General features: G+C 60.8%; 21 protein-coding genes. 3 read left to right on the forward strand and 18 right to left on the reverse strand.

The window, feature by feature from the left end; genetic code table 11:
- Positions 1 to 119: 119 nt before the first annotated feature.
- Both pssA and ilvC read right to left on the reverse strand, forming a co-directional pair.
- Positions 120 to 971 carry a CDP-diacylglycerol--serine O-phosphatidyltransferase gene (gene pssA / locus QD228_RS14960; RefSeq protein WP_077373497.1) on the reverse strand — a complete coding sequence of 284 codons (852 nt, stop codon included), beginning with the start codon at positions 969 to 971 and terminating at the stop codon, positions 120 to 122.
- A gap of 209 nt (positions 972 to 1180) precedes the next feature.
- The gene (gene ilvC, locus QD228_RS14965; RefSeq protein ID WP_043337232.1) at positions 1181 to 2197 is read right to left on the reverse strand and encodes a ketol-acid reductoisomerase; all 1017 of its coding nucleotides are present in this window, start codon (positions 2195 to 2197) and stop codon (positions 1181 to 1183) included.
- 320 nt (positions 2198 to 2517) lie between these two features.
- On the opposite strand from ilvC, the gene ilvY reads away from it, so the two are divergent.
- Positions 2518 to 3447: an HTH-type transcriptional activator IlvY gene (gene ilvY, locus QD228_RS14970; protein WP_279875984.1), complete on the forward strand. Its 930-nt coding sequence runs from the start codon at positions 2518 to 2520 to the stop codon at positions 3445 to 3447.
- A 114-nt stretch (positions 3448 to 3561) separates the two neighbouring features.
- Here the strand turns inward: ilvY and ilvN are convergent, their stop codons facing one another.
- From ilvN to rluD, 5 genes are all read right to left on the reverse strand, one after another.
- Complete coding sequence (gene ilvN / locus QD228_RS14975; protein ID WP_043337227.1) at positions 3562 to 4053, reverse strand: acetolactate synthase small subunit; 492 nt, start codon at positions 4051 to 4053, stop codon at positions 3562 to 3564.
- Positions 4053 to 5777 carry an acetolactate synthase 3 large subunit gene (locus tag QD228_RS14980; protein ID WP_043337225.1) on the reverse strand — a complete coding sequence of 575 codons (1725 nt, stop codon included), beginning with the start codon at positions 5775 to 5777 and terminating at the stop codon, positions 4053 to 4055. Before QD228_RS14980 ends, ilvN begins: the two co-directional genes overlap by 1 nt.
- A 577-nt stretch (positions 5778 to 6354) precedes the next feature.
- On the reverse strand, positions 6355 to 8991 hold the full coding sequence (clpB, locus tag QD228_RS14985) for an ATP-dependent chaperone ClpB (protein WP_279875985.1): 2637 nt from the start codon (positions 8989 to 8991) through the stop codon (positions 6355 to 6357).
- 327 nt (positions 8992 to 9318) lie between these two features.
- Positions 9319 to 10098 carry a peptidoglycan editing factor PgeF gene (gene pgeF / locus QD228_RS14990; RefSeq protein WP_077373486.1) on the reverse strand — a complete coding sequence of 260 codons (780 nt, stop codon included), beginning with the start codon at positions 10096 to 10098 and terminating at the stop codon, positions 9319 to 9321.
- A 39-nt stretch (positions 10099 to 10137) separates the two neighbouring features.
- Positions 10138 to 11091 (reverse strand): 23S rRNA pseudouridine(1911/1915/1917) synthase RluD, encoded by a 954-nt coding sequence (gene rluD / locus QD228_RS14995; protein WP_077373483.1) that lies wholly within the window; start codon positions 11089 to 11091, stop codon positions 10138 to 10140.
- Positions 11092 to 11197: 106 nt separating this feature from the next.
- Here rluD and QD228_RS15000 point away from each other — a divergent pair, with 106 nt between their 5' ends.
- Entirely contained in the window at positions 11198 to 11989 is a 792-nt protein-coding gene (locus tag QD228_RS15000; RefSeq protein WP_103751389.1) for an outer membrane protein assembly factor BamD, read from the forward strand.
- Positions 11990 to 12140: 151 nt separating this feature from the next.
- Here QD228_RS15000 and QD228_RS15005 read toward each other — a convergent pair whose 3' ends face one another.
- Positions 12141 to 13775 (reverse strand): NAD+ synthase, encoded by a 1635-nt coding sequence (locus QD228_RS15005; protein WP_176494355.1) that lies wholly within the window; start codon positions 13773 to 13775, stop codon positions 12141 to 12143.
- A gap of 180 nt (positions 13776 to 13955) precedes the next feature.
- Here QD228_RS15005 and QD228_RS15010 point away from each other — a divergent pair, with 180 nt between their 5' ends.
- Positions 13956 to 14219 carry a PP0621 family protein gene (locus QD228_RS15010; RefSeq protein WP_077373474.1) on the forward strand — a complete coding sequence of 88 codons (264 nt, stop codon included), beginning with the start codon at positions 13956 to 13958 and terminating at the stop codon, positions 14217 to 14219.
- 56 nt (positions 14220 to 14275) lie between these two features.
- Here the strand turns inward: QD228_RS15010 and thiO are convergent, their stop codons facing one another.
- The 10 genes from thiO to QD228_RS15060 all read right to left on the reverse strand — a co-directional run bounded on the left by thiO (position 14276) and on the right by QD228_RS15060 (position 26891).
- Positions 14276 to 15421, reverse strand: a complete 1146-nt coding sequence (gene thiO, locus QD228_RS15015) for a glycine oxidase ThiO (protein ID WP_279875986.1) — start codon at positions 15419 to 15421, stop codon at positions 14276 to 14278.
- 114 nt (positions 15422 to 15535) lie between these two features.
- Entirely contained in the window at positions 15536 to 16051 is a 516-nt protein-coding gene (locus QD228_RS15020) for a type IV pilin protein (RefSeq protein WP_279875987.1), read from the reverse strand.
- Between the two features lie 110 nt (positions 16052 to 16161).
- On the reverse strand, positions 16162 to 18336 hold the full coding sequence (locus QD228_RS15025) for a PilC/PilY family type IV pilus protein (RefSeq protein WP_279875988.1): 2175 nt from the start codon (positions 18334 to 18336) through the stop codon (positions 16162 to 16164).
- A gap of 1261 nt (positions 18337 to 19597) precedes the next feature.
- Positions 19598 to 20137, reverse strand: coding sequence for a hypothetical protein (locus QD228_RS15030; RefSeq protein ID WP_279875989.1), 540 nt, complete (start codon positions 20135 to 20137; stop codon positions 19598 to 19600).
- Positions 20134 to 21069 carry a hypothetical protein gene (locus QD228_RS15035; RefSeq protein WP_279875990.1) on the reverse strand — a complete coding sequence of 312 codons (936 nt, stop codon included), beginning with the start codon at positions 21067 to 21069 and terminating at the stop codon, positions 20134 to 20136. Before QD228_RS15035 ends, QD228_RS15030 begins: the two co-directional genes overlap by 4 nt.
- A gap of 65 nt (positions 21070 to 21134) precedes the next feature.
- Positions 21135 to 21641, reverse strand: a complete 507-nt coding sequence (locus tag QD228_RS15040) for a hypothetical protein (RefSeq protein WP_127734350.1) — start codon at positions 21639 to 21641, stop codon at positions 21135 to 21137.
- Complete coding sequence (locus QD228_RS15045; protein ID WP_279875991.1) at positions 21625 to 22170, reverse strand: GspH/FimT family pseudopilin; 546 nt, start codon at positions 22168 to 22170, stop codon at positions 21625 to 21627. Before QD228_RS15045 ends, QD228_RS15040 begins: the two co-directional genes overlap by 17 nt.
- Positions 22171 to 22412: 242 nt before the next feature.
- Positions 22413 to 22898: a type IV pilin protein gene (locus tag QD228_RS15050; RefSeq protein WP_084207762.1), complete on the reverse strand. Its 486-nt coding sequence runs from the start codon at positions 22896 to 22898 to the stop codon at positions 22413 to 22415.
- Positions 22898 to 23242: a hypothetical protein gene (locus tag QD228_RS15055; protein ID WP_279875992.1), complete on the reverse strand. Its 345-nt coding sequence runs from the start codon at positions 23240 to 23242 to the stop codon at positions 22898 to 22900. The genes QD228_RS15050 and QD228_RS15055 overlap by 1 nt, the downstream gene beginning before the upstream one ends.
- 10 nt (positions 23243 to 23252) lie before the next feature.
- Positions 23253 to 26891, reverse strand: a complete 3639-nt coding sequence (locus QD228_RS15060; protein WP_279875993.1) for a PilC/PilY family type IV pilus protein — start codon at positions 26889 to 26891, stop codon at positions 23253 to 23255.
- Positions 26892 to 26894 lie beyond the last annotated feature (3 nt).

Genomic DNA, 26894 nt, shown 5'->3' on the forward strand with positions numbered 1-26894 from the left:
CCTTTGGCCTCATCTCGCCGTCGCTTGCTGACACATCTCTTCCCTGGCCAGAAACGCATTCGGCCCCGCCAGAAATGGCGGGGCCGAATATCGATCATCACACCAATGGCAGCTGGCGCTTACTTGTTGCCGCGCAGCTTGCGGCCCAGTGCCATGATCGGGCCACTGGCGACATAGCAACCGAACAGGCCCAGCAGCATCACGGACGGCTCCAGCGAGATGACCACGAAGGCCAGCACGATGGCGAGCAGCGCGACGAAGGGCACCGGCCCCTTGAGGTCGATCTCCTTGAAGCTGTAGTAGCGGATGTTCGACACCATCAGGATACCGGCAGCCGCGACCACGAAGACCATCAGCGACTTGAAGGCGAAGGTCTCGGCGTCAAAGTTGTGCATGGTCCACACACAGCCAGCCACGAGTGCCGCCGCTGCCGGACTGGGCAGACCGATGAACCACTTCTTGTCGGTGGAGCCTATCTGGACATTGAAGCGCGCCAGGCGCAGCGCTGCGCCCGCGACATAGACGAAGGCGGCGATCCAACCGATCTTGCCGACATCCTGCAGAATCCAGCTGAAGGTGACCAGTGCCGGTGCCACGCCGAAGGACAACATGTCCGCCAGGCTGTCGTACTCCGCACCAAAGGCGCTTTGCGTATTGGTCAGGCGAGCCACACGTCCATCGAGACCATCCAGCACCATCGAGACGAAGATGGCGATGGAGGCATTGGCAAACTCGCCGTTCAGCGCACATACCACAGCGAAGAAGCCAGAGAACAATGCCGACGTGGTGAACAGGTTGGGCAGCAGGTAGATGCCACGCCGACGAACGGGCTTGCCATCCTCGATGGCCTCTTCCACGACTTCGCTGTCGTCGGTGAATTCTTCCACCACCTTGTCCAGCACGGAACTGCTACGGCGGGTCGGTTCTTCGGGGGCATCTTCTGCGCCGGGATGTCGATTTTCGTCAGTCATGGGATTCCTTGCATCATGCCTCGTCGTGGCAGGGTAACCACATTCTACACCTGCCAGTGAGCGCGAATAGTAGTGACACCCTAGCGGCCTCACCGTCGACTGTCACTTCCCTCCCCCATTCGATAGCGCTTATAGAGCAACAACGCAAGCGGGGCGCCCTCCTGATGGAGAGCGCCCCGCTCATTTCACGCCTGATCCAATAGGCAGGATCAGTTGCGTGACTTGTCGACCAGCTGGTTGGCAGTGATCCACGGCATCATGCCACGCAGCTTCTCACCAGTCTGTTCGATCGGGTGCTCGGCGTTCTGACGACGACGGGCCGTCATGGACGGGTAGTTGGTGTTGCCTTCCTGGATGAACATCTTGGCGTATTCACCGCTCTGGATGCGCTTGAGTGCATTGCGCATGGCGACACGGGACTGCTCGTTGATGACTTCGGTGCCGGTCACGTACTCGCCATACTCCGCATTGTTGGAGATGGAGTAGTTCATGTTGGCGATGCCACCTTCGTACATCAGGTCGACGATCAGCTTGAGCTCGTGCAGACACTCGAAGTAGGCCATTTCCGGTGCGTAGCCGGCTTCGGTCAGGGTCTCGAAGCCCATCTTGACCAGCTCGACCGCGCCACCACACAGGACAGCCTGCTCACCGAACAGATCGGTTTCGGTCTCGTCCTTGAAGGTGGTCTCGATGATGCCGGTACGACCGCCGCCGACGCCTGCCGCGTAGGACAGTGCGATGTCCTTGGCCTGGCCAGTCGCATCCTGGTGGATGGCGATCAGGTCCGGGATACCGCCGCCCTTCACGAACTCGGAACGCACGGTGTGACCCGGTGCCTTCGGCGCGATCATGATGACGTCGAGGTCAGCACGCGGCACGACCTGGTTGTAGTGGACGTTGAAGCCGTGAGCGAAGGCCAGTGTCGCGCCCTGCTTCAGGTTCGGTTCCACCTGGTTCTCGTAGATGGCCTTCTGGTTCTCGTCCGGCGCCAGGATCATGACCAGGTCGGCCGCCTTGACCGCTTCCTCGACTTCAGCAACCTTCAGGCCAGCCGCTTCGGCCTTGGCCCAGCTGGAGGAAGAGCGACGCAGGGCTACGGTGACGTCGACGCCGGATTCCTTCAGGTTGTTCGCGTGGGCGTGGCCCTGGGAACCGTAACCGAGGATGACCACTTTCTTGCCCTGGATGAGGGAGAGGTCACAATCCTTGTCGTAATAGAGTTTCATCGTCATTGCTCCTGGCGGCTCACCCCGTCAGCGGGATGGCGTTAGATCTTGAAAGAGTGTCTGTTGTTCTTGCGACCCTTCCCGCGAGGGAAGGGCGTATGTCAGTGTCCAGCGCCGACGGCCATCTATCCTGACCGCTCTGCGTCCCTGGGAGGTCGTGCGCCTTGGATCAAGGTCTGCCGTCCTCCTCCTGCGCGGCGATGAGTCCACCTTACCCGCACCTCGACATTGCGTAAAATGCTATATTTGCACCATCATATGCCATATAGCGCAACACAAGGCATTTCCCCCTTCAGCACTCATCGACAGCGGACTCCGGCATGGACAATCGTCAACTCAAGCAATTCCTGACCCTCGCCGAAACGCTGCATTTCGGACGCGCCAGCACTGCCCTGCACCTGAGCGCCTCTGCCCTGTCACGTGCCATTCGCGCCATGGAAGAGGAACTGGGCGTCAGCCTGTTCGAGCGCGACAACCGCAGCGTCGCACTGACACCGGCGGGAGAGCGCTTCCGTCGTCATGCTCGCGAACTCCTGAGTCAGTGGGATGACATTCGTCAGTCATTGCTGGAAGACAGCGACGAACTGCGTGGCGAGCTATCCCTGTACTGCTCGGTGACCGCCAGCTACAGCTTCCTGTATGAGATTCTCGCCTCCTTCCGGGCCCGCCATCCGCATGTGGAGCTCAAACTGCATACCGGTGACCCCGCCGTGGCATTGGAGCGCGTGCTGATGGGCCACGAGGATCTGGCAATCGCCGCTCGCCCGGACGTGCTGCCCTCGCGCCTGGCCTTCACCGACTTCGCCGAGTCGCCGCTGCGCTTCATTGCCCCGCGTCGTGATGGCCCCGGCCATCAGCTGGAAGGCATCGGCGAGACGGACGATTCGTCAGCGGGGGACGACCATATCGACTGGACCCGTGTCCCGATGATCCTCTCGGAGACTGGCCTGGCGCGCGAGCGCTTCGATGCCTGGTGCCATACTCGTGGCATCAAGCCGCGCCTGTATGCCCAGGTTGCCGGCAACGAGGCCATCGTCAGCATGGTCGGATTGGGCTTCGGGATCGGCGTGGTGCCGCAGATCGTGCTCGACAACTCCCCTCTGGCCGATCAGGTGCGCATCCTCGATGTCGATCCGCCGCTGACCCCCTACAAGGTCGGGCTGTGCGTACAGGAGAAACGTCTTCGACATCCACTGGTACGCGCACTCTGGGAACAGCTGCCCGGCACCCCGCGGCGGCCAGAGGAGTGATGACGCAGTGACCCTGCGCCACGGAACATTGCGCTACATGGCCTGCCCCACGCCACAACGAAAACGACGCCCCGAGGGGCGCCGTTCTTGTATCGCGTTTCCACAATCACCGTCTTACAGGCTCAACACCTTCTCACCGCGGGCGATGCCGGAGACACCGGTACGAGCCACTTCCAGCACCCCTACCGGCTGCATCGCCGCCAGGAAGGCATCCAGCTTGCCACCGTCACCGGTGATCTGGATGGTGTAGAGGCTCGGCGTGATGTCGACGATCTGGGCACGGAAGATGTCCGCCGTGCGCTTGATCTCGTCACGCTGGGCACCCAACGCCTTGACCTTGACCAGCATCAGCTCGCGCTCGATGTGGCTGCCCTCGGTGAGATCCACCAGCTTGACCACATCCACCAGCTTGTTGAGGTGCTTGGTGATCTGCTCGATGACGCGATCTTCGCCGACCGTGGTGACGGTCAGACGTGACAGGGTCGCGTCCTCGGTCGGGGCCACGTTGAGGGTCTCGATGTTGAAATTGCGCTGTGAAAACAGGCCGACGACCCGTGACAGCGCGCCCGGTTCGTTTTCCATCAGAATGGAGATGATATGGCGCATCAGGTCCGCTCCGTCTTCGTAAGCAGCATGTCACGCATGGAGCCGAGAGGCACCTGCATCGGATAGACGTGTTCACGCGGGTCGACATAGATGTCGAGGAACACCAGCTCGTCCTTGTTGCGGAAGGCTTCTTCCAGCGCAGGTTCGAGCTCCTCCACCGTGTGCACCTTGATGGCACGGAAGCCATAGGCGCCCGCCAGCTGCACGAAGTCAGGCAGCGACTCCATATAGGAATGCGAGTGACGGGACTTGTAGTTCAGGTCCTGCCACTGACGCACCATGCCCAGCGACTGGTTGTTGAGATTGATGATCTTGACCCCGATCCCGTACTGCTTACAGGTCGAGAACTCCTGCATCATCATCTGGAAGCTGCCTTCCCCGGTGAACAGCACCACATCGTCTTCCGGGTAGGACATCTTGATGCCCATGGCCGCCGGGAAGCCGAAGCCCATGGTGCCCAGACCACCGGAGGTGATCCAGCGGTTGGGGCGCTGGAACTTGTAGTACTGGGCGGCGAACATCTGGTGCTGACCGACATCGGTGGCGACGAAGGCTTCGCCACGCGTCGCGCGGTGCACGGCTTCCACCACCTGCTGCGGCTTGAGCGGCTCGCCCGGGGCGGACGGCTCATACAGCTTGCCTTCACGCTCGGCACGCCAGCCATCGATCTGGGACCACCAGGCCTCCAGTGCATCAGGGTTGGCCAGCTCACGCCCCTGCACGAGGCTGATCATCTCGTTGATCACGGCATCGGCCGGACCGACGATCGGCACATCGGCGCGCACGGTCTTGGAGACCGAGCTCGGGTCGATGTCGACGTGGATGATCTTGGCCGTCGGGCAGAACTTCGAGGTGTTGTTGGTCACGCGGTCATCGAAGCGCGCACCGATGCAGATGATCAGATCGGTGTGGTGCATGGCATTGTTCGACTCATAGGAGCCATGCATGCCGGGCCAGCCCAGACACTGGCGATCGCCTTGCGGATAGGCACCGATGCCCATCAACGAGGTGGTGATCGGGAAGTTCAGACGGCGCACCAGGTCGGTCAGCGCTTCGCTGGCACGACCGGAGACCACGCCACCGCCGGTGAAGAACAGCGGGCGGCGGGCCTTGAGCATCAGCTCGACGGCCTTCTTGATCTGGCCGCTGTGGCCACGGGTGACCGGGCTGTAGGAGCGCATGCGTACCTTCTTGGGGTAGCTGTACTCATAGCGTTCGGTCGGGGCGGTCATGTCCTTCGGGATATCGATGACGACCGGCCCCGGGCGACCACTGGAGGCCAGATAGAAGGCCTTCTTGATCACTTCGGGAATCTCGCTCGGATGCTTGATCGAGAAGCTGTGCTTCACGATCGGGCGAGTCACACCGACGATGTCGGTTTCCTGGAAGGCGTCTTCACCGATCAGGTGGCTGGCGACCTGGCCACACAGCACGACCATGGGAATCGAGTCCATGTAGGCCGTGGCGATACCGGTCACGGCATTGGTCGCGCCGGGGCCTGAGGTGACCAGCACGACTCCGGGCTTGCCGGAAGCGCGTGCGTAGCCATCGGCTGCGTGGGTAGCAGCCTGTTCGTGGCGGACCAGAATGTGCTGGACCTTGTCCTGACGGAACAGGGCGTCATAGATGTGCAGCGCCGCTCCACCGGGATAGCCGTATATATACTCCACGCCCTCGTCATGCAGCGCGCGGGCGATCATGTCAGCGCCGGAAAGCAATTCCACTTGGTTGTTCTCCCCTGGAGGTCTCGAGTGCGTCCGGCAGCAATACGCAAGCCGGATCGAGTGCGACCTGAATGTCGCTACCGCAACAGTTGCGGCACCTGATGCCAAACCCTGGCGTCTGCGGCCCGGTTAGGGCCTGCACTCTTGTCGCATCGGTTGGATGCGGTCGGGGCTGATGGCCGATCGGTACGGTTGGCGTACCCTGATCGGCATATCCTTCGACAGGCGGACAGCGACTCAGCGTCTGTCCTTCACGTGGCGCTTCGAGGGTCGCCCGAATGGCCACGCCCGCAATCAGGAATGGTCAAGAGTCCAACAGCCGCAAGGGGCTGTCAACTCAACCTTACGCCAGTGTGCGCCGCCTACGCCAAATGCCACACCGATAACGGAAAATCCGGCCATATGCGTGCGTAAAACCTCACGAATGGCATTTAATTCGCAATTTTCTGCCTCGTGATTTTCAGCATCCCTGCCGCCGGGTTGTCATTTTGCGCCCAGACGACAGACACGAAAACGCCCCACCGCAAGTGGAAGACAGACTTCCGTCACGGTGGGGCGTCACTCACGGGCGCGCGATTCAGCGCGTGAAGGTCAGTTCTCCGCCCTCTTCGCCGACCTGGATCACGTCACCGGGCACGAATTCACCGCCCAGCAGCGCCTGGGCCAGCGGGTTCTCGATACGACTCTGAATGGCGCGCTTGAGCGGACGCGCACCGTAGACCGGATCGAAGCCTGCCTTGGCCAGCAGCGCCATCGCGGCATCGGTGATCTCGAAGCCGAGATCACGTTCGGCCAGCCGCGCCTTGAGCCGCTCGAGCTGAATGCCGGCGATGGAGGCGATCTGCGCCTGCCCCAACGCGTGGAAGACCACCACTTCATCGATGCGGTTGATCAGCTCCGGCCGGAAGTGATTGCCGACGACTTCCATCACCGCCGTCTTCATGTCGTCGTACTGGAAGGCCGCCTTGCGATCGACACTCTCTTGCGTGTCTTCCTCGTCCGCCAGCTCGCCATTGAGACCGCTCATGCGCTGGATCATCTCGGACCCCAGATTCGAGGTCATCACGATCACGGTATTGCGGAAGTCGACAGTACGCCCCTGCCCATCGGTCAGGCGGCCATCTTCCAATACCTGCAGCAGGATGTTGAAGACATCCGGATGCGCCTTCTCGACCTCATCGAGCAACAGCACGGAGTACGGCTTGCGACGCACGGCCTCGGTCAGATAGCCACCCTCTTCATAGCCGACATAGCCGGGAGGCGCGCCGATCAGACGAGCCACCGAGTGCTTCTCCATGAACTCGGACATGTCGATGCGCACCATCGCCTCTTCGGTATCGAACAGGAAGCTGGCCAGCGACTTGCAGAGCTCCGTCTTGCCGACCCCGGTCGGGCCGAGGAACAGGAAGGAGCCATTGGGACGATTCGGGTCCGACAGCCCGGCGCGTGAGCGACGCACCGCATTGGCCACCGCGATCACCGCCTCGTCCTGACCGATCACCTTCTCGTGCAGCGCCTCTTCCATGCGCAGCAGCTTGTCGCGCTCGCCTTCGAGCATCTTGGAGACCGGAATGCCGGTCCAGCGCGAGACGACCTCGGCAATCTCCTCCTCGGTGACATTGGAGCGCAGCAGCACGTGGGCGGAGGTATCCGCCTCGCCTTCGCCGGCTTCGCTGATCTGCTTTTCGAGCCCCGGAATCACGCCGTACTGCAGTTCCGACATGCGGCTGAGGTCGCCGGCACGCCGCGCCTGTTCCAGATCGATGCGCGCCTGTTCCAGTTCGGCCTTGAACTGCGCTGCCCCCTGGATACTGGCCTTCTCGGCCTTCCAGACCTCATCGAGATCGGCATATTCGCGTTCCAGCTCCGCGATCTGGTCCTCAAGCGCGCCGAGACGCTTGAGTGCCGCTTCGTCGGTCTCCTTCTTGAGGGCTTCACGCTCCATCTTGAGCTGGATCAGACGGCGGTCGAGACGGTCCATCTCCTCCGGCTTGGAGTCCAGCTCCATACGGATGCGTGACGCGGCTTCATCGATCAGGTCGATCGCCTTGTCAGGCAGCTGACGGTCCGTAATGTAGCGCGATGAGAGGCGCGCGGCCGCAATGATCGCACTGTCAGTGATATCCACCCCATGGTGCACCTCGTAGCGTTCCTTCAAGCCACGCAGGATAGCGATGGTGTCCTCCTCGCTGGGCTGATCCACCTGCACCTTCTGGAAACGACGCTCCAGCGCGGCATCCTTCTCGATGTACTGGCGATACTCGTCAAGCGTGGTGGCACCGACACAGTGCAGCTCGCCACGCGCCAGCGCCGGCTTGAGCATGTTGCCGGCATCCATCGCGCCCTCGGCCTTGCCCGCGCCGACCATGGTGTGCAGCTCATCGATGAACAGGATGACCTGGCCTTCTTCCTGCGACAGCTCCTTGAGGACGGACTTGAGGCGCTCCTCGAACTCACCGCGGAACTTGGCCCCCGCCAGCAGCGAGCCCATGTCGAGAGACAGCACACGCTTGTTCTTGAGGCCTTCCGGCACCTCGCCATTGACGATACGGCTGGCCAGCCCCTCGACGATGGCGGTCTTGCCGACACCGGGCTCACCGATCAACACCGGGTTGTTCTTGGTGCGACGCTGAAGGACCTGAATCGTGCGGCGAATCTCCTCGTCACGCCCGATCACCGGGTCGAGCTTGCCGTCGCGCGCACGCTGGGTGAGGTCCATCGTGTACTTGTTGAGTGCCTCGCGATTGTTCTCGGCGTCGGCATCTCCCACCGCCTCGCCACCGCGCAGTGCATCGATGGCGGAGGTCAGGGCGGGCTTCTTGATGCCCGAGGAGGTGAACAACTTGCCGAGATCACCGCCCAGCTCCAGCGCGGCCAGCAGCGCGAGCTCGGAAGCGATGTATTGATCACCGCGTTTCTGGGCTTCGCGGTCGGCCAGATTCATAAGCTTGCCGAGCGCCTGGGAAGGCGCGACATTGCCGTCGAACTGGGACACGGTGGGCAGGTCATCCAGTTGACGCTTGAGCCCGCTCATCAAGCTGGTGGCATCACCGCCCGCCTTGTTGACCAACGCCTTGAGACCGCCATCGCGGTCCTCCAGCAGGGCCAGCAGCAGGTGCTGGGGATGGATTTCATTGTGGCCTCGCCCGACGGCGAGCGACTGGGCATCCGCAAGCGCGTTCTGCAGCTTGCTGGTGAGTTTGTCGATGCGCATGGTGCCTTCTCCTGAGAGTCATGGCGGTACTCCTCTTCTCAGGAGCTTCGCCTGTAACATTTCGTATCTAACCCTAGAGATGGGGGGCTGGGGGGTTGCTTTCAAGGCGTGATTTGCGGCAACGCAGCATGTTGTCCGCGAAGCATGATCCAGATCAGGTTCCCCTGCAGCAGGTTGGCCCTCAGCGCCTGAAGATGTCGCCAGGGGCTTCCGCTCGACACGGAAAAGCGCCCCGCCAACCTGAGTGATCAGGTCAACGGGGCGCTTTCGTCTTTCGGCTTGCCGAGCGTCGGTGCATCGCGGCGGCCAGGTCTCCACTTCATGCTATCAGCGTAACCAGATCACCGTGGCCATTCGCCCCGTCACGCCATCATCACGGCGATGGGAGTAGAAGCGCGATTCCGAGGCGGTACAGAAGTGACCGCCACTGACATGGCCGACCCCCGCACGCTCCAGCCGCAGGCGAGCCAGCTTGTAGAGGTCGCCCATGTAGTGGCCCAGCCGATAGGGGCTGGATTCGAAGGCGTCGTCGGCCTCGGGGAGATCCGCGATGAAGGCGTCACGCACCTCGGGGCCGACCTCGAACTGGGCATTGGAGATCGCCGGGCCCAGCCAGGCCATCAGCTCGCCCGGGTCATCTCCAAGACGGGCGACAGTGGCTTCCAGCACACCTTCCACCAGGCCACGCCAGCCCGCATGCGCCACCCCGACCCGCGTCCCCTGTCGATCACAGAACAGCACCGGCAGGCAGTCCGCCGTCATCACCACGCAGGCCTGCCCCGTACCGGTACTGATGCAGGCGTCAGCACGTGGTGGCACCGCCTCATGGCGCTCATCGGCGTGACAGACGTCAAAGGCATCCACCACCTGAGTCCCATGCACCTGATCCAGCCACGCCAGCGGACGACCATCATCGACCTCCGCCGCCAGCAGGTCACGCACCCGCGCGACCATCGCCGGATCATCCCCGACATGCCGCGCCGGATTGAAGCCAGCGTATGGCCCCTGACTCGGGCCGCTCTCACGCGTGGTCACGAAGGCCTGCACCGGACTGGGTGCTGGCCAGTCCGGCAGAATCAGGGTCGGGCGTAGACTGTCGTCGTGCATAACCTCTCCTGGCGCGATGGGATACGCGAACCGAGCCCCTCAGCGGGCGATGTCTTCCTTGAGATAGTCGATCAAGACCAGCATGTCACCCGGCATCTCGGCGCGGAATTCGACTTCCTTGCCCGTGATCGGGTGGATGAAGGCGAGGCGACGGGCATGCAGCGCCTGACGCGGGAACTGACGCAGCAGCTCCTTGAGCGGGTCACTGGCCCCCGGCGGAAGCTTCAGACGGCCTCCGTAGACCGGGTCCCCGATCAGCGGATAGCGCTGGTGCGCCATGTGCACACGGATCTGGTGGGTACGCCCGGTTTCCAGCTTGCAGCGGATATGGGTATGCCCCCGGAAGCGCTCCACCACGCGAAAATGCGTGATCGCCATCTTGCCGCTATGGGTCACGGCCTGACGCTTGCGATCCTTGGGGTGACGCCCGATGGGCGCATCCACGGTACCGCCCGCCGTCAGCACACCAGTCACGACGGCATCGTACTCGCGAGACACGGTACGCGCCTGCAGCTGCTCGACCAGGTCCGCCTGGGCGGTCAGCGACTTGGCGACCACCATCAGGCCACTGGTGTCCTTGTCGAGACGATGCACGATACCGGCACGCGGCAGCATGGCATTGCCCGGACAATGGTGCAGGATGGCATTGAGCAGCGTGCCATCCGGATTGCCGGCCCCCGGGTGCACGACCATGCCGTGCTCCTTGTTGATGACAAGCACGTCGTCATCCTCGAAGACGATCTCGAGCTCGATGTCCTCGGGGCCATGACTGACTTCTTCTTCAAGCTCGGCGGTCAGGGCCAGACGTTCACCGCCATAGACCTTCTCGCGGGGTTTGACGGCGGCACCGTCGAGGGTCAAGGCACCGGTCTTGATCCAGTGCTTGAGGCGCTCGCGGGAATAGTCGGAGAAGATCTCGGCGCAGGCCTGATCAAGGCGCATGCCAATCATCGCCTCCGGGATCCGCTCTTCGCGGTTGATGGTGTCTGCCATATTGCTCTCTGAGGCCGTTTCGCAGGAAAGGGCCTTTGCTTTATAGTGAGTGCGGATCGGCGGATTCTAGCATGCCCGCCATGGATTGCCCGAGATGAGGAAACCGATGCGCGCCCTTCCCTTGACTGCCTTCGCCCTGGCCAGCACCTTGCTGGTCGGCTGTGCGTCCAACGAGCCGGCACCGGATCTTCAGGAGCAGGAGCTGTACCGTCAGGCTCAGGTTTCCCTGGATACCAGCCGCTTCAACTCCGCCGTGCAACAACTTGAAGCACTGGATACTCGCTTCCCGTTCGGCAGCTATGCCGAACAGTCGCAGCTGGAGCTGATCTACGCCTACTACCAGGTGGACAACTGGGAAGCCGCACGCGCGGCGGCCAGCCGCTTCATTCGGCTGCACCCGGACCACCCGCAGGTCGATTATGCCTACTACATGCGTGGACTGGCAGCCTATAGTGCAGGGCGCTTCAGCCTGGAATCGCTGGACCTGATCGACATCTCCAAGCGGGATCTCGGTGCGACGCGGGACGCCTACGTCGACTTCGGCGAACTGGTGCGCCGCTTCCCCAACAGCACCTACGCGGCAGATTCGCGTCAGCGCATCATCTATCTGCGCAACGTACTGGCGCGCGGCGAGCTGCAGACTGCCGATTTCTACCTGCGCAAGCAGGCCTATCTGGCCGCCGTGAAGCGTGGTGAGTGGGTGATCGAGCACTACCCTAACACTCCTGCCACTCGCGATGCGCTGGCCGTGATGGTCGAAGGCTATCTGGGCCTCGGTCTGCGCGACCGCGCCAGCGAGACGCTCAAGGTGCTGATCCAGAATGATCCGGACAACAAGCGTCTGGATGGCCGTACCTTCGAGCCGCGCTACGTGAAGGCGGATGACCTGACCGTCTGACGATCAGGCTTCCCGCCTCACCATCGAAAAGCCCGTGATCACCGATCACGGGCTTTTTTCATGCGATTGTCGACTCAACATCGCTGCATCCGGGTGTCATCGGCATCTTGCGCAAAGAATTCGCAATCCCTGACACCGGACATGAGTTGCCTCAATCGCCGGCCGCCCAGCCATTGACGATCGGGTAGCGACGGTCACGCCCGAAGCCACGCGGCGTGACACGCACGCCCACCGGCGCCTGACGGCGCTTGTACTCACAGCGGTCGACGAGACGCACCACACGATAGACATCCTCTTCCTCGAAACCGGCACGGATGATCGCCTCGGCACTCATGTCACCCTCGATGTAATGGGTGAGAATCGCATCCAGGGTGTCGTAGTCCGGCAGCGAGTCGCTATCGAGCTGGTCTTCGGCGAGCTCCGCGGACGGCGGACGCGTGATGACACGCTCCGGAATCGCCGGGCCCATGGTGTTGCGCCAGTTGGCGAGACGGAATACCCAGGTCTTGTAGACGTCCTTGAGCGCATTGTAGCCACCGACCATGTCGCCATAGAGCGTGGCGTAACCCACCGCCATCTCGCTCTTGTTGCCAGTGGTCAGCACCATCAGGCCCTTCTTGTTGGAGATGGCCATCAGCAGCACGCCACGACAGCGTGACTGCAGGTTCTCCTCGGTGGTGTCGCGCACACTGCCGGCAAAGCTCTCCGCCAATGTCTCGGTGAACGCCTCGACCATCGGGGCGATGGGCATCACCTCGTAATTCACGCCCAGCAGTGTCGCCTGCTCGGCAGCGTCTTCCCTGGAGATGTCCGCGGTGTAGTGGTACGGCATCATCACCGCATGCACGCGGTCCGCGCCCAGCGCATCGACGGCAATCGCCAGCGACAGGCCGGAGTCGATGCCACCAGAGAGACCCAGCACCACGCCCTTGAAGCCGCTCTTGTTGACGTAGTCACGCAGGCCAGTGACCAGTGCGCAGTAGAGCGACTCTTCCGGTGACAGCAGCTCGGCGATCTCGCCGCTCTGCGGCGCCCAGCTACCGCCTTCCTCCTTGAGGAACTGCACCGGCATCAGGCCGACATCCCACCAGGGTGCCTGCACGCAGGTATTGCCCTCGGCATCGATGGCGGCGGAGCCACCATCGAAGACCAGCTCGTCCTGGCCACCGATCTGATTGACGTAGACCAGCGGACACTTCACTTCGGCCGCCCGCTGAGCGAACAGATGATTGCGCTCGGCCGGCTTCTCCAGATGATAGGGCGAGGCATTGAGGCTGACGAGAATGTCCGCGCCGGCATCCCGCGCCTGACGAACGGGCGCGCCATCCCACAGGTCTTCACAGATGACGATACCCAGACGGGCGCCGCGGCATTCCACCACGCAGGCCTCGGAGCCCGGCGTGAAGTAACGCTGCTCATCGAAGACCTGATAATTGGGCAAGGCCTGCTTGGCATACTCGGCGATCCACTCGCCATCCTTGAGCACGCCGGCCAGATTGTAGCGCTTGCCGTCACGCATGCCGGGGTAGCCGACGATGACCATCACGCCGCGCGCGACCTTGCTGGCCATCCGCGCGCGCGCCTCGTCGAGTCGTGCCTCCATGGATTCGCGCAGCAACAGGTCTTCCGGCGGGTAGCCGGTCAGACACAGCTCGGGCAGCACGACGACGTCGGCCTTGTGCTCGAGACTCGCTTCACGGACGGCTTCGATGGCACGCTCGGTATTGCCGGGGATATCACCGACCAGCGGGTCGAGCTGGGCCATCACCAGAGTCAGATCTTGCATGCGGTAAGGATCTCTCGATTGGCGGTTCGATAAGGGGCCAGTACACTGTGGCCAGACATCTGGCTCAGACTGCTGAGCCGTGCACCGGCTCATCAGTCTCATGATGGCCGCCATTGTCCCGCAAGGTCGCGCCGCTGGCAAAAAGCCACGCGCGCCGCCTCATCTGGGAGTCATATAGGAATGAGCCTGTTGATCATCCGTCTGCTGGTATTCGTCGTCCTGTTCTGGGCAGGCCTGCGCCTCTATCGCATGTATCGCCAATGGAAGCTGAGCCAGGACAACCACGATGACGGCCAGCCTGCCGAGCGCGAGGCCCAGAACATGGTGCGCTGCGCCTACTGCGATCTGCATCTGCCGGAAAATGACGCCATCCGCCATGAAGCGCTGCACTTCTGCTGTCAGGAACACCAGCAGCATTTCCTCGACGAGGGCCCACGCAAGTAACGCACTGTCTTCCCCCTCGAGACGAAGGCTCGAGGGGGAAGACGCCATGACGATGCTCAGGCCCAGCGCGTCGCGTCTGGCTGGGACGAGGCTTCCAGCGTGGCGATCTCGCCCAGCAAGGTCTCGGGCTGGTAGGGGATGGGGTCGATGATCGGCGTACGCCCCAGCAACTGATCCGCCAGCAGGCGGGTCGAGGCCGGCGCCAGTACCAGGCCATTGCGATAGTGACCGGCATTGACGTGCAGGTGGCGGCGTTCGGGCACGGCACCGATGAACGGCGTGCCGGTCGGCGAACCGGGACGCAGCCCCGCCCAGTGATGCTCGACCTCACACTCGGCCAGCGCCGGGATGATCTCGCAGGCGCTCTTGATCAGCGACTCACGCGCCTCAAGGGTGGTCGCCTTGTCGAAGCCGACCTCCTCCAGCGTGGAACCCGCCACGATGCGCCCATCGGCACGTGGAATCACGTAGCGTCCATTCTTGAGTACCACGCGCTCCACCAGCCCCTTGGGTGCCTTGAACAGCACCATCTGGCCGCGTACCGGCCGCACCGGCAGCGCCAGCCCCGCCTCACTCAATATCTCGCGACTCCAGGCGCCCCCACAGACCACGACCTGTCCGGCGGACAGCACTGAATTGGCGGTATGCACGCCGATGGCGGTGTCGTCCTGCAGCAGAATGCCCTGCACCGCGACATTCTCGAGCAGACGTACGCGCGGGTGGGCATCGAGAGCGGCGCGCAGTGACTTGCCCAGGCGCGGATTGCGGATGCTGCCCAGCGTCGGCATCCACAGCGCCGATTCGCAACCGGGCGCGACGGCCGGTGCCTTGTCGTAAAGAAAGTCAGCCTCCACGCGCGTCAGCGGCTTGGTGTATTCCTCGGACCAGCTCAGTGCCTGCTCGGCATCCTCGACATTCAGGTACAGCAGACCCTGCTGGCGATATTCGGGGTCGATGCCGGTGGTCTCGATCAGGCGCTCGGCCAACGTGGGGTAGAAACCTTCCGACCAGGCAGACAGGCGTGAGATCGGCGCACTATAACGCCACGGATACAACGGCGAGACGATACCGCCGCCCGCCCAGGATGCCTCGCGCCCACACTGGCCCCGCTCGACCAGCGTGACCTCGGCACCGCCATCCGCCAGTTCCAGCGCAGTCAGCATGCCGATCACGCCACCGCCTACCACCACAAAGTCATTCACGCCTGTTCGCTCCTGCCTCAAGACCGGGAAAGGCTTCCAGAATACGCCGCCCGCAAGGCGGTGCAAGCGAGCCGCGCGCAATCCAGCATCGCACCGAGGCCGCTCTCGCCACTGCTACCAGCAATCGCCATCGCCGGTCGTGTCGCGGATGCCGGTATTGGTGAGGGTCAGCGCAGGGCAATCGGTATCGGCGCTCTGAGGCGCCACCGCAGTCGCGATCAGCGTGAAGCGGGTCGTCGTGGCGCCATCCTCCAGGCTCAGGGCGTAATAGCCTTCCGGCGACTCGGTGGCGCGCCCCAGTCCCTCCTCGTCACAATCACTGTCACCGGCGATGCTGGTCGCGTAGCCACCGCAACGCGCCATGTAACGCTCCTGAGCCTGGGCCAATGACATCAGTGCCGCCTGCCCATCGGCACGACGTGAGCGGATTACCTGATCCTGATAGCTCGGGTAGGCGATCGCCGCGAGGATGCCGACGATGACGACCACGATCATGATTTCCGTCAACGTGAAACCGCGGGCGTACCTGCGGTGAGACAGCGCATTGCGAGACAGAGCACTGCGGGACAGAGCACTGCGAGACAGAGCACTGCGGGACAGGCTAGCGCCTAGAGAGAGAAAGCTGGCCATGAAGATCTTCCTTGAAAGGCGGACTTGAAGGTACTGCTGAGAAGTGAAGGCGCCGCCACACTCTGAGAGAGCGTGACGGCGTCGGGTCATGCATCACAGATGCAATGCGATCAGCGCAGTTGATACCAGGAAACACGACCGGTATCCGTCGAGCTGGACACGTTCAGGTCGTAGGATGAGACGGTGCCTTCTACCGTTCCCAATGAGCTGCTACCCACATAGACCGTATTGCCGACACTGACGCTGGACGTCGGCGTACCGCTCAGTTTCACGCTGACGACCACATTGCCGACGGCGACGGTGTTGTCGATGATGGTGCCGACCAGATCATCGGCGCTGAAGGCCTCATCCTGATTGAAATCGAAGATGGTCACATAGCTGCCTTCGCTGTCATCGTAGGTCGGCAACCCTGTCTCGGTATCCAGCGCGACCAGCCAGCCGCCCCCGGTGCTTTCACAGAAGTTGGTCCCCGTGCTGGAGGTGCTGGTAGAGAAGACCACCAGGTTGGAGAGCAGGTTGGCCGGCTCGACCAGCTCTTCCTGCTCGGAGGCATCCAGATCCAGATACCAGCCGAAGCGATCGCTGTCCTGATCTTCCAGCTGGCTGGGGTAATAGCTGAAGCTGTCGCCACCGAGAGTCCGTCCAGTCAGCTCCCCGTTGGTGTAGCTGCCACTGACGAAAGTCCGCTCCTCGAGGTTGCTGCGCATCAAGCTGGTGTGACTGCCACCGGCATCCAGCACGGTGTAGAGGCTCTGGGTGACCCAGGCCTCGTCCTCGGCATCAGCGTACATGTCCTGTCCTGTTCCGAAGGACACCAGCAGGTTGGGAGAAGACATGGTCTGCGTGCCTCCGGAGTAGCGACTCAGCGTCGGTTTGACCGTGATCGGTTGCAGCGCATCCGTCTGGCACTCCCCGCCAGTCAGGCTGGTAGCACAGGCCGTGAACAGCCGCGTGACACTCCACTTGCTGCTGTCGTCATCACTGAGATCAAACTTCCACAACCGCCCCTGAAGATCTCCCCCATAGGCAAAATCGACAGTGCCATTGCTGTCGATATCAGCAACCTGCAGATTGGCCAGGCCGCCGGTCACCCCACTGGGGGACAGCTTGGCGATCACGCCACCGGCATTGACTCCATCGAGCTCCAGCGCGAACAACGTCGGCGCGGCGTTCTCATCGGCAGTTTCCAGGCCATTGCCGACCAGCACCGCACTGTCACCATTGTTCAGTGACACGATATGCGCACTGCCGAAGACATGCCCCATGTCATCATCGTCGCTTGAACCGAACTCCCAGCGCACCACATCATCTTCATCGAAGTCTTCACCCGCCACGGCCTTGGTGACATTGAGCGCGAACAGGCCGCGTCCACCGCCCGCCAGACCGGACACCAGCCACTCCTCGCCATCCAGACTGGCGATACGCACTTCACCATCGACATAATAGCGATGCTGATAGCCCGGGTCGGTCAGATAGCCCAGCCCTGCGTCGTCCTCTTCGCTATAGAGCAGCTCCGGAATGTAGGCGAACTGCTCGCTACCGGTATTGAGGTCGAAGGCGTGCAGCATGCCGTCGTTGGCCCCGACGAAGACACTGCCCTGTGTCGTCGAGTCCTCACGTGTCACGACGACTGGCGATGAGCCGATGATGTCGCCCAGCTGCACGCCAGTGCGATTGCGCAGACCATCGCCCTCATATTCATCACTGCCCCGCAACCACTCGATCGCTGCCTTCACATGGTCATCGGTAGAGTTGCCACCGACTTCCATGCGCGCGAGATCGTTGCGCTGGCTCGAGCTCAGGCGGCCCGCGTTGTCAGTCGTGAACTCGACGCCGTTCCCCCCGGACATGGTGAAGACCGTACGTGACTCGAGGCCATCCTCCTCTGCCAATGCCTCACTCAGCTGGGTGGCAGCACTCCAGAGCTGATCGTCCTCCTCGACGTCATTGCCCTCCTGTACCGAGGAGGCCACCACATCTCCCGTCCAGGTCGAGGCGGAATAGCGGCTCTCGACCAGTCGACTGTCCGTCTCGACACTGGCCGTCGTCAGATTGGTAGATAGGCCGCTGACACTGTTGCCTACCGCGACGATCTCGGAGGCGATCGCCGCCAGCGCCGAGACGAGATCCGTCGGGCTGGAGGCATTGAAGTAGGAGCCCCCGCCATCGATGGCGGCCTGTTCCAGATCATCGATGGTGCTGGAGCTGCTCTCCGTAACGCGATCCTTGTCATCCCAGTCGTTACTGGTCGACTCGACCCCGAACGCCACCGTATAGGTCGTCATCACCTGCTTTTCATAGGTCCCGCTTCCAAGCTTCGGCAGGAGATCATTATGTGCATAATAATAAGCGACATCCGCCAAGGTGGCATCGCCACCAGATCGGCCATTACTTTGTTGCCAAGTGCGACCATCACCGTTGGCATCACGAATATCTCTTTCAATCGCATTGGAGTCTGAGGAGTCCTCGGAATTCCAGAAACCATCGGTTATGAGAACAGTGAAATTCTGCTGACACATGCCACCTTCATCTTCGGAAAGAATCGGTGTAGAGCCCAGACTGGAATAATTATCACTGTAATATTCACCAGCACGATACAGTGCTTCTCGTAGTGGAGTTCCACGATAGGAGTTATAATTATATTCAGTCTTTGATATGATTTTGGAGCCAACGATAGCATCTTTCACTTCATCTAGATGATCATTACCACTGTCGGAGCTTGTTATTATTGAGACTATTGTTCCGATAGAATTGATGACCTCGTTTATCAATGTATCATATATATCATCAACTTCAGCTTGCTTGGCACTAACAGAGTCTGGATTGATAGTCAAAAAGCCAGTGCGAAAATTAGTGCCTGCCAACAACTCCAAGGCAGCAGCCTTACCGACACCCAAACGATCACGATAGTAGGTAAACCAATTGGCGTAATTGATTTTCTCTTGTTCCGAAAGACTGTCACCTGAGAGTTTCACCTCAGTATCCGAATTACAGTTACTTCCAGTGTAGTAACGATAGTTCAAATCTGGATCGGTGAGATCAACCAGGTTACTGGTAACATCTCCTGAGTTGAAATCAACCCAGGCAGCAGTCGGATCCATATTGTCATAGCGTTCATCTCCATCCCCCTTTTTCCAAGGAAGATAAGTCTGATGAGGGTTATATGCTTGAGTATTTTGTGTGTAGCAGAAATACTTTCTATCCAAGTCAAGAGGTTTGAAAACAGTCTCACATTTCTTTTGTTTTCCCCACCACCTCTGTACCCACTCACACTCTTCCTGTTCGGCATAGACCAGGTCATATTTCTGAACAGAATCCCCACCCTCAAAAGTGTCTTCAAAAGACATCGAGCCCGAATCATCCAGCACCAGCAGGACGTTGGGGGTAACACCGACACTCTGGGTGGTGGGCAACTGAAGTAGCGTGTCGCTATCTGCCAGCACGGGCAAGGCGACCAGCAGTCCGCCTGACAGCAAGACCGGCAGGTGAATACGACGCAAGCCGCTGCGGCGGGGTGAGTGCTTCGATTTCATCGATAGATTCCCTTCAATCGGCCATCATGATTTCGCTTTGCACCACTGCCAGTGCACGCTTCTTGCTATCAGGGTCACCTGCGCTCTCAAGACTCCAACCAGCGGCCGTGATGCGGAAGGCTTTCAACAACTGACTGCTGCTCAGGTTATCGTCATTCAGAACGCCTTCCGTCGTCTCCCCCAGATACTCGATGACATAGTTGCCGTTGTCAGCCGCATCACCGCTCAAGACACCTTCCCCCTCCCAGGCGTCTGCCTGCAGAGGATCGAAGCCCAGCTCCTCCCCCACCGTCACGTCGTAGAAGCCGTCCCCATCGAAATCATCCAGGGTCAGCTCCCCCTCGAGCAGACGACTCTCCGCCTGTTGCTGAAGGCTCTCGGCCTCGGCATAGGCGTTGTCGTAGAACTGGGTATTCATCAGCATACGGGTCTGCAACTGGGTATCCTCATTGCCCGTCACTGCCATCACGCCGACCACGATCAGCATGATCAACACGACCAGCAATGCCATCCCCTGCTGACGAGGATGCCGGGGGGCGTTCATCTGATTCATAGACCGATATTCCTCGGGCTCAGGGTAATGTCGAAGGTACGTTCCAATTCACCATCATCCTCACCCTCAACGTTGATCGTCGGTGGCGTCTTGAGGGTCAGGCTGATGTGGATACGTCTGACGCTACCCCAGTCATTTGCGGCTTCCACTTCCGCCGCGCTGCGCTCTACTGCGAAACGACTCGCACTGCCACTGCCCGAGGCCGTATCGAAGGACAGATCCAGCGCTTCGACGTATCGCGCCACTTCTTCATCACAGCCTGCGGTCGGGTCACCATCGACATCTTCTCCGTTCAGGCACAGACGGACGGGAGAATCGTCATCGGTCTGCGACACCAGCAGATACCAACGCTGCAACGGGTAGACATATGCCTGGGTCTGCTGGGCACCGCCGTAGCCATGTTCCACAGCACTCGACAGATCCAGTGAATTGCTGCCATCGCCCGCCAGGCGAGCGATATCACCACTCTCGCAGTCACTGATCAGCACGACGCTATCCGCCTCCAGCGTATCGGCGGCGTAATCTTCAAGTACCAACGACGTATCCCCCTGAGCGACACTCGACCCGAGCTGCCAGCCACGCTGCGCTCCCAGTGCGGGTACCTGCAGGGCCAGGCGGTCGTAGGTGACCCCCGCCACCGTGTCGGACTCGGCCGTCAAGGGAGCATCGGACAGCGCGTGGCTGCCGGTGCCATCACTGACACTGCTCACCGACGCACAGCCGGAAAAACCGGCATTGCGCACCAATGGCTGCAAGCGACGCGTGACATGGCGCGCAGACTCCTGCAGGTAGGACACGGCAGACGTCGTGTTGAGGGTTGAGCGCGAGGCGAGAAAGTACTCCAGCGCCATGGCGGAAATGAACAACCCCAGCACCAGCGCCAACATCAATTCGACCAGGCCGACGCCCTGCTGGGCACGCCGTGAAGGCATCGAGCGAGGCGCCCTTGGCGAGCGCGACGCGCAGGCTCGCCGCGAGAGAGAGACTTTCAATGACATCAGGGCACCACTCGTATCTGTAGGGTCTCGCTCAACGCCTGAGCATCGGCGTCCATGCTGTCTGCGTTCTGACCCAGCGGCGCGGCACCGCTCCAGCCGAGGGTCAGTGTCAGAAGATCACTCCCGCTGCTGGCGATGGCCCCGACCGGCGCGTTCAGTCCACTGTCCTCAAGCCTGTCCGCCCACACCGCTACATCGCGTGCCGCAAGCTCAGCAACACTGCAGGGACAATTGCCGGGATTGCCCGCGCTCTCGGTGTCGAGACCAGCGTAGTCATCCACGCCGTCAGGGTTGGCCTGGATACGCTCCGCCATGCTGATCAACAGGATGCGAGCTTCGGTACGCGCATAACTCTCGTTGTTGGCCTGCAGGCTCTCCATCTGCATGAGTCCGAAACCCAGCAACGTCAGCCCCATCAGCAACAGGGCGATCAGAGCCTCCAGCAGACTGGTACCTTGTTGCCCCTTTCTCGCGGGATGCGAGCCCACCTCAGCAACTCTGGTCATCGCTGCCATATGTCTCCGTCAGTACTCGTCCAATGGGGGTCAATTCAAGCTGGCGATGGCCCTGACCACCCGACTGGTCACAGATCAACAGCCAGGTGGAGTCCGGTGTCGCGCCCTGGTCATCAAAGGTCACGCCGGCGACATCTGCCTGCACGGTGATGGCGGCATCGAACAGACGCAACAGATCATCGCCCAGCGATACCCGAGCATCCGCCTGAGTGCCCTGCACGACCGCCCAGCCATTGCTCCAGCGGGTCGAATTCATGCAGGCATCACCCGCGGCATTCAGCGGACAGAGCGTGATGCTGCCACCACTGGCCACCGCCTCGCTGCGCGCGTAGTTGACCGAGGCAATGAGTGTCTCGGCGGTACTGGTCACGGCATTGCGCGCGACCACTCCCTGCCAGGCGGGGACGGCGATCGTGATCGTGATGACCAGCACCGCCAACGTGATCATCAGCTCGATCAACGTGAATCCTTGCTGCCCCTCCTGCTGACGTGTGTGTCGAAGCGCATGAAAAACTGACATCGTCATATCCCTGAGAAACACGCAGGCGAAGGTGCCCTTCGCGATGTGAAATGGGGCAATGTAACGTCAACCAGCCACATAATGGAATTATTATGTTACATAGAATTACCTGACATCCCACAAATTACTCATATTCATCATTGTTTCATCTTTGGTGGCGCGAGTTTCTGGACAACGAAAAGCCCCGATCCAAAAGAATCGGGGCTCGTGTCTGCTGCAAACGGATGGCAGGGTGTGCTGCGTTACCAGCAATTGCTACTGTCGGTGCCTTCTGAATCTGCCAATACCGCAGCTCCCTTGATACCCAGCTCCGTCAACGTGAAAGTGGCACAGTCCTCATCATTGGCCTGACTGCCCGTGGCAGTGGCCGTCAGCGTATAGCTGTCGGCGTCCCCCGCGACGGCCAGTGTATAGAAGCCCTCCTCGCTGGCCGTATCAGCCTGTCCAAGCCCGATCCCGTCTCCGCCGAGCCCCAGAGCATCATCACAGTCCGTGGCGGTAGTCACACTGGCGGTCGCATATTCTCCGCAGGTGGCCATGATGCGCTCCTGGGTCTGGGCAAGCGCCAGCAGGGACGTGATGGCATCCGTGCGGCGTGAGCGCTCCACCTGATCCTGATAGCTGGGATAGGCGATAGCGGCCAGGATTCCGATGATGGCCACGGCAATCATCAGCTCCATCAAGCCGAAACCACCTTGTGATCGAGAACCGCCAGTTCGTCTGATCATCAACGCCCCCTGCGAAGCAGCGTGATATCGATCACCGGTCTTGGCTCGCCGCGCGGATCGAAGCGTACCTCGACCTCCTGCCCCGGATTGAGGTGGAATGCCTGAAGTTCTCGCCCATTGCGATTGAGGACGCGCGTGGAGGGCAGGATCACGAACCCCATGTCGTTGAGCTGCAGCTGGTCCCCCTCCACCTGGTCAATCACGCCTGTGACGGTCTGCTCCATGTCCAGCTGAATCAAGGTATCTGCCGCCATGGCCGTCCCGCCCCACCCCGTGAGGAGTGCACAGGCTGCCAGTATCCATGCGCCGCCGCTCCGCTGCCACTTGTGTCGTGATATCTGCATGTTCCCTCTCCTAGCGCAGCTGGTACCAGGCACTACGGCCTTCCAGTCCATCGATCCCGAAGTCCATGGCCATCTCGACCACCTGATTGGTACCGCCCTGACCGACGTACTGGGTATCTCCCAGGAACTTGGGCGAGGTGGGCTCCCCGTCCGTCTTTATCGACAGCACGACCTGATTGTTGACGTTGTCGCTGGCATCCACCTTGCCGTCGCCATTGTAGTCAAAGACCTGCTGGACACTGTTGTTGCTGCGGACCGGTTGCAGACCATTGCGCAGGCTGAGGGCATTCAACCAGCCGCTGGCACCACCGGTACAGGGGCCATTGCTGCCCGGGATCGTGGTATTGAAGACGATCAGATCGCCACGTACTGCCGGAATCGTCACCAGACGCTCCCCGGAATCGGAAAGCTCCACATACCACCCGTACTGGATGCCATTGTTGTTCTGATTGGCATAATCGACACCCACACCGGTGACGGTACGTGCATCACTGACCCCGGTGATGTTCGTGAAGCTCTGCTTTTCCAGCTGTCCGTGATAACGACGCGTCGTGTCGCCCGTGTGTAATACGCTATAGAAAGACTGCGTCGAGGTGTCGATGGCATCCTGCAGTGTCAACAGTTGCCCCGTCCCCCAATAGACATTCAGGTACGGCGTATCGACGGTACTGTTGAAGACACCGCTGCGTGCCACGGCCACTCGCGAGGTGATGGGCTGGCGCGAAGCCGTCGGACAGGTCGATGTCGTGCTGTTCAGAGCCACCGCACATGACTGGAAGAGGCGCGACGTCTCGCCGCTCCCCACGTCATCCAACGAGAAATCACGCATGTCGAACACCCAGACATTGCCGTGAAGATCACCCGCGTAGACCCAATCGGTAATGCCATCGGCATCGATGTCCGCCAGCTCCGGGCTCGACATGCCATTGCAGTCGCTGTTGGCTGACGTGCAGGAACCCCCGGCATTGCTGCCCTGCTGTGAATCCAGCAGCGCGAAGTTTTCCGGGTCCTCCAGGTCAACAATGAACAGTTTGGCACGCCCGTCACTATCCGCGTTGTAGCCATTGCCGAAGATGGCGTACCACTTGCCATCATCAAGTCGAGCAACCTGAATGTCGCTGAAGGTGTAACCGAGATCCTCGTGGGTGAACTCCCACTGCACGATATCCGCCGGCGAGGTGCCATTGGACTCCCCCAGCGTGTCGAAGGCTTCGGGATCCGTGATATCCAGCATGTAGACCGCCTTGCCACCCGCGCCAAGCCCCCCCACCAGGACCGAATGCCAGCTGGGAGCATCTTCCTCTCCCAGTTGTACGTGGACATCGCGCGCGACAGGCGTGGCATCGACGTAATACTGGTGAACATAATTCTGGTCGGCGAGCTGACGAATGCCACGCCCACCCTCGATGCTGAAAGCGGCATATGGCATGTAGGCGAATTTCTCTTCCCCGCTTTCCATGTCGATGGCGTGCAACATGCCATCGTTGGCACCGATGTAGATCATCGACTGGCGATCTTCATGCAAGGTCTTGAAGGAGCGGTACGAAGACACTTCCATGTCATTGCGGTAGCTGGCGGAAGGCGGGCCGACGATGGCCGGCGAGGCGTGGACGATATCACCGAGATAGTTGTCGTCACGATCACGGAACAAGGTACCTTCATAGGTATCATCGCCCTTGAGATAGCCGATCAGATTCTCGAGCTCCGACGTTCTCACGGCAAGCGGTGTCCCATTGAGCGTGAGGAAGGTCCCGCTCGTATCCAGAATCTGCCCCGTCAGCTGCGTCACGGTATCACCGACCAAGTCCAGCACTCCGCTCTGTCCACCAGTCAGTCCCACGGCATTGGCAAGGCCATTGCCATTACCCAACCCCAGACCCAGCCCGTTGCCGATGATGCCAGATGCTCCATTTGCAGCTTCACGCACGGATATCAGCACGGCATCGGTCAACAGCGTCTCGTCCAGGAAACCGACTAGGTCGAGAATCTGTTCCGCCTCCAATGAGCCGGCCTCCTCGATATCAAAGAAGAAGGCCTTCTCGTCAACTTCCGCGATTCCCGGGTTATAGGTAATTACCTTGCGACTGGAGCTACGGCTATCATCATCACGCAACCACTCCGCGACGGACCAATCCGAGGTGGCGCTCAAGGTGCCATTGGTGCCGATCTTTCGTGCAACGACATCGCCCGACCAATCAGCGGGATCATAGATGGTCTGAATCACGTACGCGCCGCTGGTCTGCCCACCACTGCTGATGTCCAGGCTACCGGTACTGGCCGCGCGTCCTGCGATCGACTGAGCGATATTGTTCAACGCATCAATCAATGCCTGCGGGTTGGCGGCGCTGAGATATTCACCACGCCCGTTCCAGGCCGCATGGCGCAGATCGTCGATGGTGGTATTGGCGTTGGCAACCGGCTGCGGCCAGGTAAAGGCAGACTCGAGATCAGCAGGGTTCTCGGACAGTGAGCCATCCACACCGAAACCGACGGTGTAGGTCACCATGTGCTGAGCGGAATTTTCATCCACTCCCGGTATGGTCGGCACGCTGTCGATCAAGTCAGTCCGCAGGTCCTCGCGATAATATTTCATCGCGACATCGCCAAGCGTATTGGAATAGCTGTCACGGTGACTGGCACTGATGAAGTCGCCGCTGCCACCGTCGACGTTGCCGACGCTGGGACTGGAGCCATTCCAGTAGCCATCGGTCATCATGATGGAATAGTTTTGCTGGCACATGCCGCCCTCATCCGCACTCAGAATGGGGGCCGAACGACCAGTGCTGGAGTAATACTCCCCGGCATTCTTGAGCGCGGTACGCAGAGGGGTGCCACCGGAGGGATAGGCGGTAAACAGCTCCTCCAGCAGGGCTTCACGTTCATCAGTATCCGTCATATCCGCAACGTTGCGATTGTTGCGGCCCTGGATGGTGCGCAGCCCCACCCGGGACTCATTGGCGTTGATCACACCGGCCATGGCGGATTTGGCCACCAGCATGCGGTCGCGATAGTAGGTGAACCAGTTGGCGAAATTGACTTGCTGAGCCGCGGACAGATCTTCTACTTCAACGACATGATCGTCGTCCAGATACAGGCGCCCCGAATTGTTGCTATAGACGCCGCATTCACCGTAGTCATAGTCCCCATCACCATTGTCGTCCCAGCGGACGTAGTAGGCGTCATCGCTCATCCTGGCCAAGCTGGTAGGCTCGTAGGGATCTTCACGGACATTCGACAGGCTCATGTTCTGATAGGCGATTCCCGCTCGATCAGCTCCCGCCCAGGGGGTGTAGGTCAGCGCAGGGTTGTAGGCCATGACATTGAAGCCCATGCAGGCCCCGATCGCCCCGCCAAGATCCGTATAGGAAACGATACGATCATCAGCATCATGGTTGTTCTCTATCCAGATCCCGCTCTTGGAATACACCCCTGTGTAACCCATCAGCGAGGAAGCCGGCTGGAGACTCCAGTGTTCCACCCCCTTGTTGAGAGTATCCTCCCAGGCCATGCTGCCCGAATCATCAAGGATGAACAGGATATTGGGCTGAACACCCGTGGCTTCCGTCACTGGCGCACGAGCGATTTCCCCGGGAGCCGCCAGGCAAGGCAGAGCGAAAAGGCATAGGGCACCACTCAGCAGATAACGCATGTT

Origin of the sequence: Cobetia sp. 3AK (assembly GCF_029846335.1) — a bacterium.
Lineage (GTDB): Bacteria > Pseudomonadota > Gammaproteobacteria > Pseudomonadales > Halomonadaceae > Cobetia > Cobetia marina.

Excerpts from the sequence above, each read along its gene's own strand:
- QD228_RS15040 (WP_127734350.1), bottom strand. The coding sequence starts at position 21,641 with ATGACCAGAGTTGCTGAGGTGGGCTCGCATCCCGCGAGAAAGGGGCAA.
- pssA (WP_077373497.1), bottom strand. The coding sequence starts at position 971 with ATGACTGACGAAAATCGACATCCCGGCGCAGAAGATGCCCCCGAAGAA.
- QD228_RS15020 (WP_279875987.1), bottom strand. The coding sequence starts at position 16,051 with ATGGCCAGCTTTCTCTCTCTAGGCGCTAGCCTGTCCCGCAGTGCTCTG.
- QD228_RS15045 (WP_279875991.1), bottom strand. The coding sequence starts at position 22,170 with ATGTCAGTTTTTCATGCGCTTCGACACACACGTCAGCAGGAGGGGCAG.
- QD228_RS15050 (WP_084207762.1), bottom strand. The coding sequence starts at position 22,898 with ATGATCAGACGAACTGGCGGTTCTCGATCACAAGGTGGTTTCGGCTTG.
- QD228_RS15010 (WP_077373474.1), top strand. The coding sequence starts at position 13,956 with ATGAGCCTGTTGATCATCCGTCTGCTGGTATTCGTCGTCCTGTTCTGG.
- ilvC (WP_043337232.1), bottom strand. The coding sequence starts at position 2,197 with ATGAAACTCTATTACGACAAGGATTGTGACCTCTCCCTCATCCAGGGC.
- ilvY (WP_279875984.1), top strand. The coding sequence starts at position 2,518 with ATGGACAATCGTCAACTCAAGCAATTCCTGACCCTCGCCGAAACGCTG.
- clpB (WP_279875985.1), bottom strand. The coding sequence starts at position 8,991 with ATGCGCATCGACAAACTCACCAGCAAGCTGCAGAACGCGCTTGCGGAT.
- QD228_RS15060 (WP_279875993.1), bottom strand. The coding sequence starts at position 26,891 with ATGCGTTATCTGCTGAGTGGTGCCCTATGCCTTTTCGCTCTGCCTTGC.
- pgeF (WP_077373486.1), bottom strand. The coding sequence starts at position 10,098 with ATGCACGACGACAGTCTACGCCCGACCCTGATTCTGCCGGACTGGCCA.
- QD228_RS15030 (WP_279875989.1), bottom strand. The coding sequence starts at position 20,137 with ATGAATCAGATGAACGCCCCCCGGCATCCTCGTCAGCAGGGGATGGCA.
- QD228_RS15055 (WP_279875992.1), bottom strand. The coding sequence starts at position 23,242 with ATGCAGATATCACGACACAAGTGGCAGCGGAGCGGCGGCGCATGGATA.
- QD228_RS15025 (WP_279875988.1), bottom strand. The coding sequence starts at position 18,336 with ATGACGACCTATACGGTGGCGTTCGGGGTCGAGTCGACCAGTAACGAC.
- QD228_RS15035 (WP_279875990.1), bottom strand. The coding sequence starts at position 21,069 with ATGCCTTCACGGCGTGCCCAGCAGGGCGTCGGCCTGGTCGAATTGATG.
- ilvN (WP_043337227.1), bottom strand. The coding sequence starts at position 4,053 with ATGCGCCATATCATCTCCATTCTGATGGAAAACGAACCGGGCGCGCTG.
- rluD (WP_077373483.1), bottom strand. The coding sequence starts at position 11,091 with ATGGCAGACACCATCAACCGCGAAGAGCGGATCCCGGAGGCGATGATT.
- QD228_RS15005 (WP_176494355.1), bottom strand. The coding sequence starts at position 13,775 with ATGCAAGATCTGACTCTGGTGATGGCCCAGCTCGACCCGCTGGTCGGT.
- QD228_RS15000 (WP_103751389.1), top strand. The coding sequence starts at position 11,198 with ATGCGCGCCCTTCCCTTGACTGCCTTCGCCCTGGCCAGCACCTTGCTG.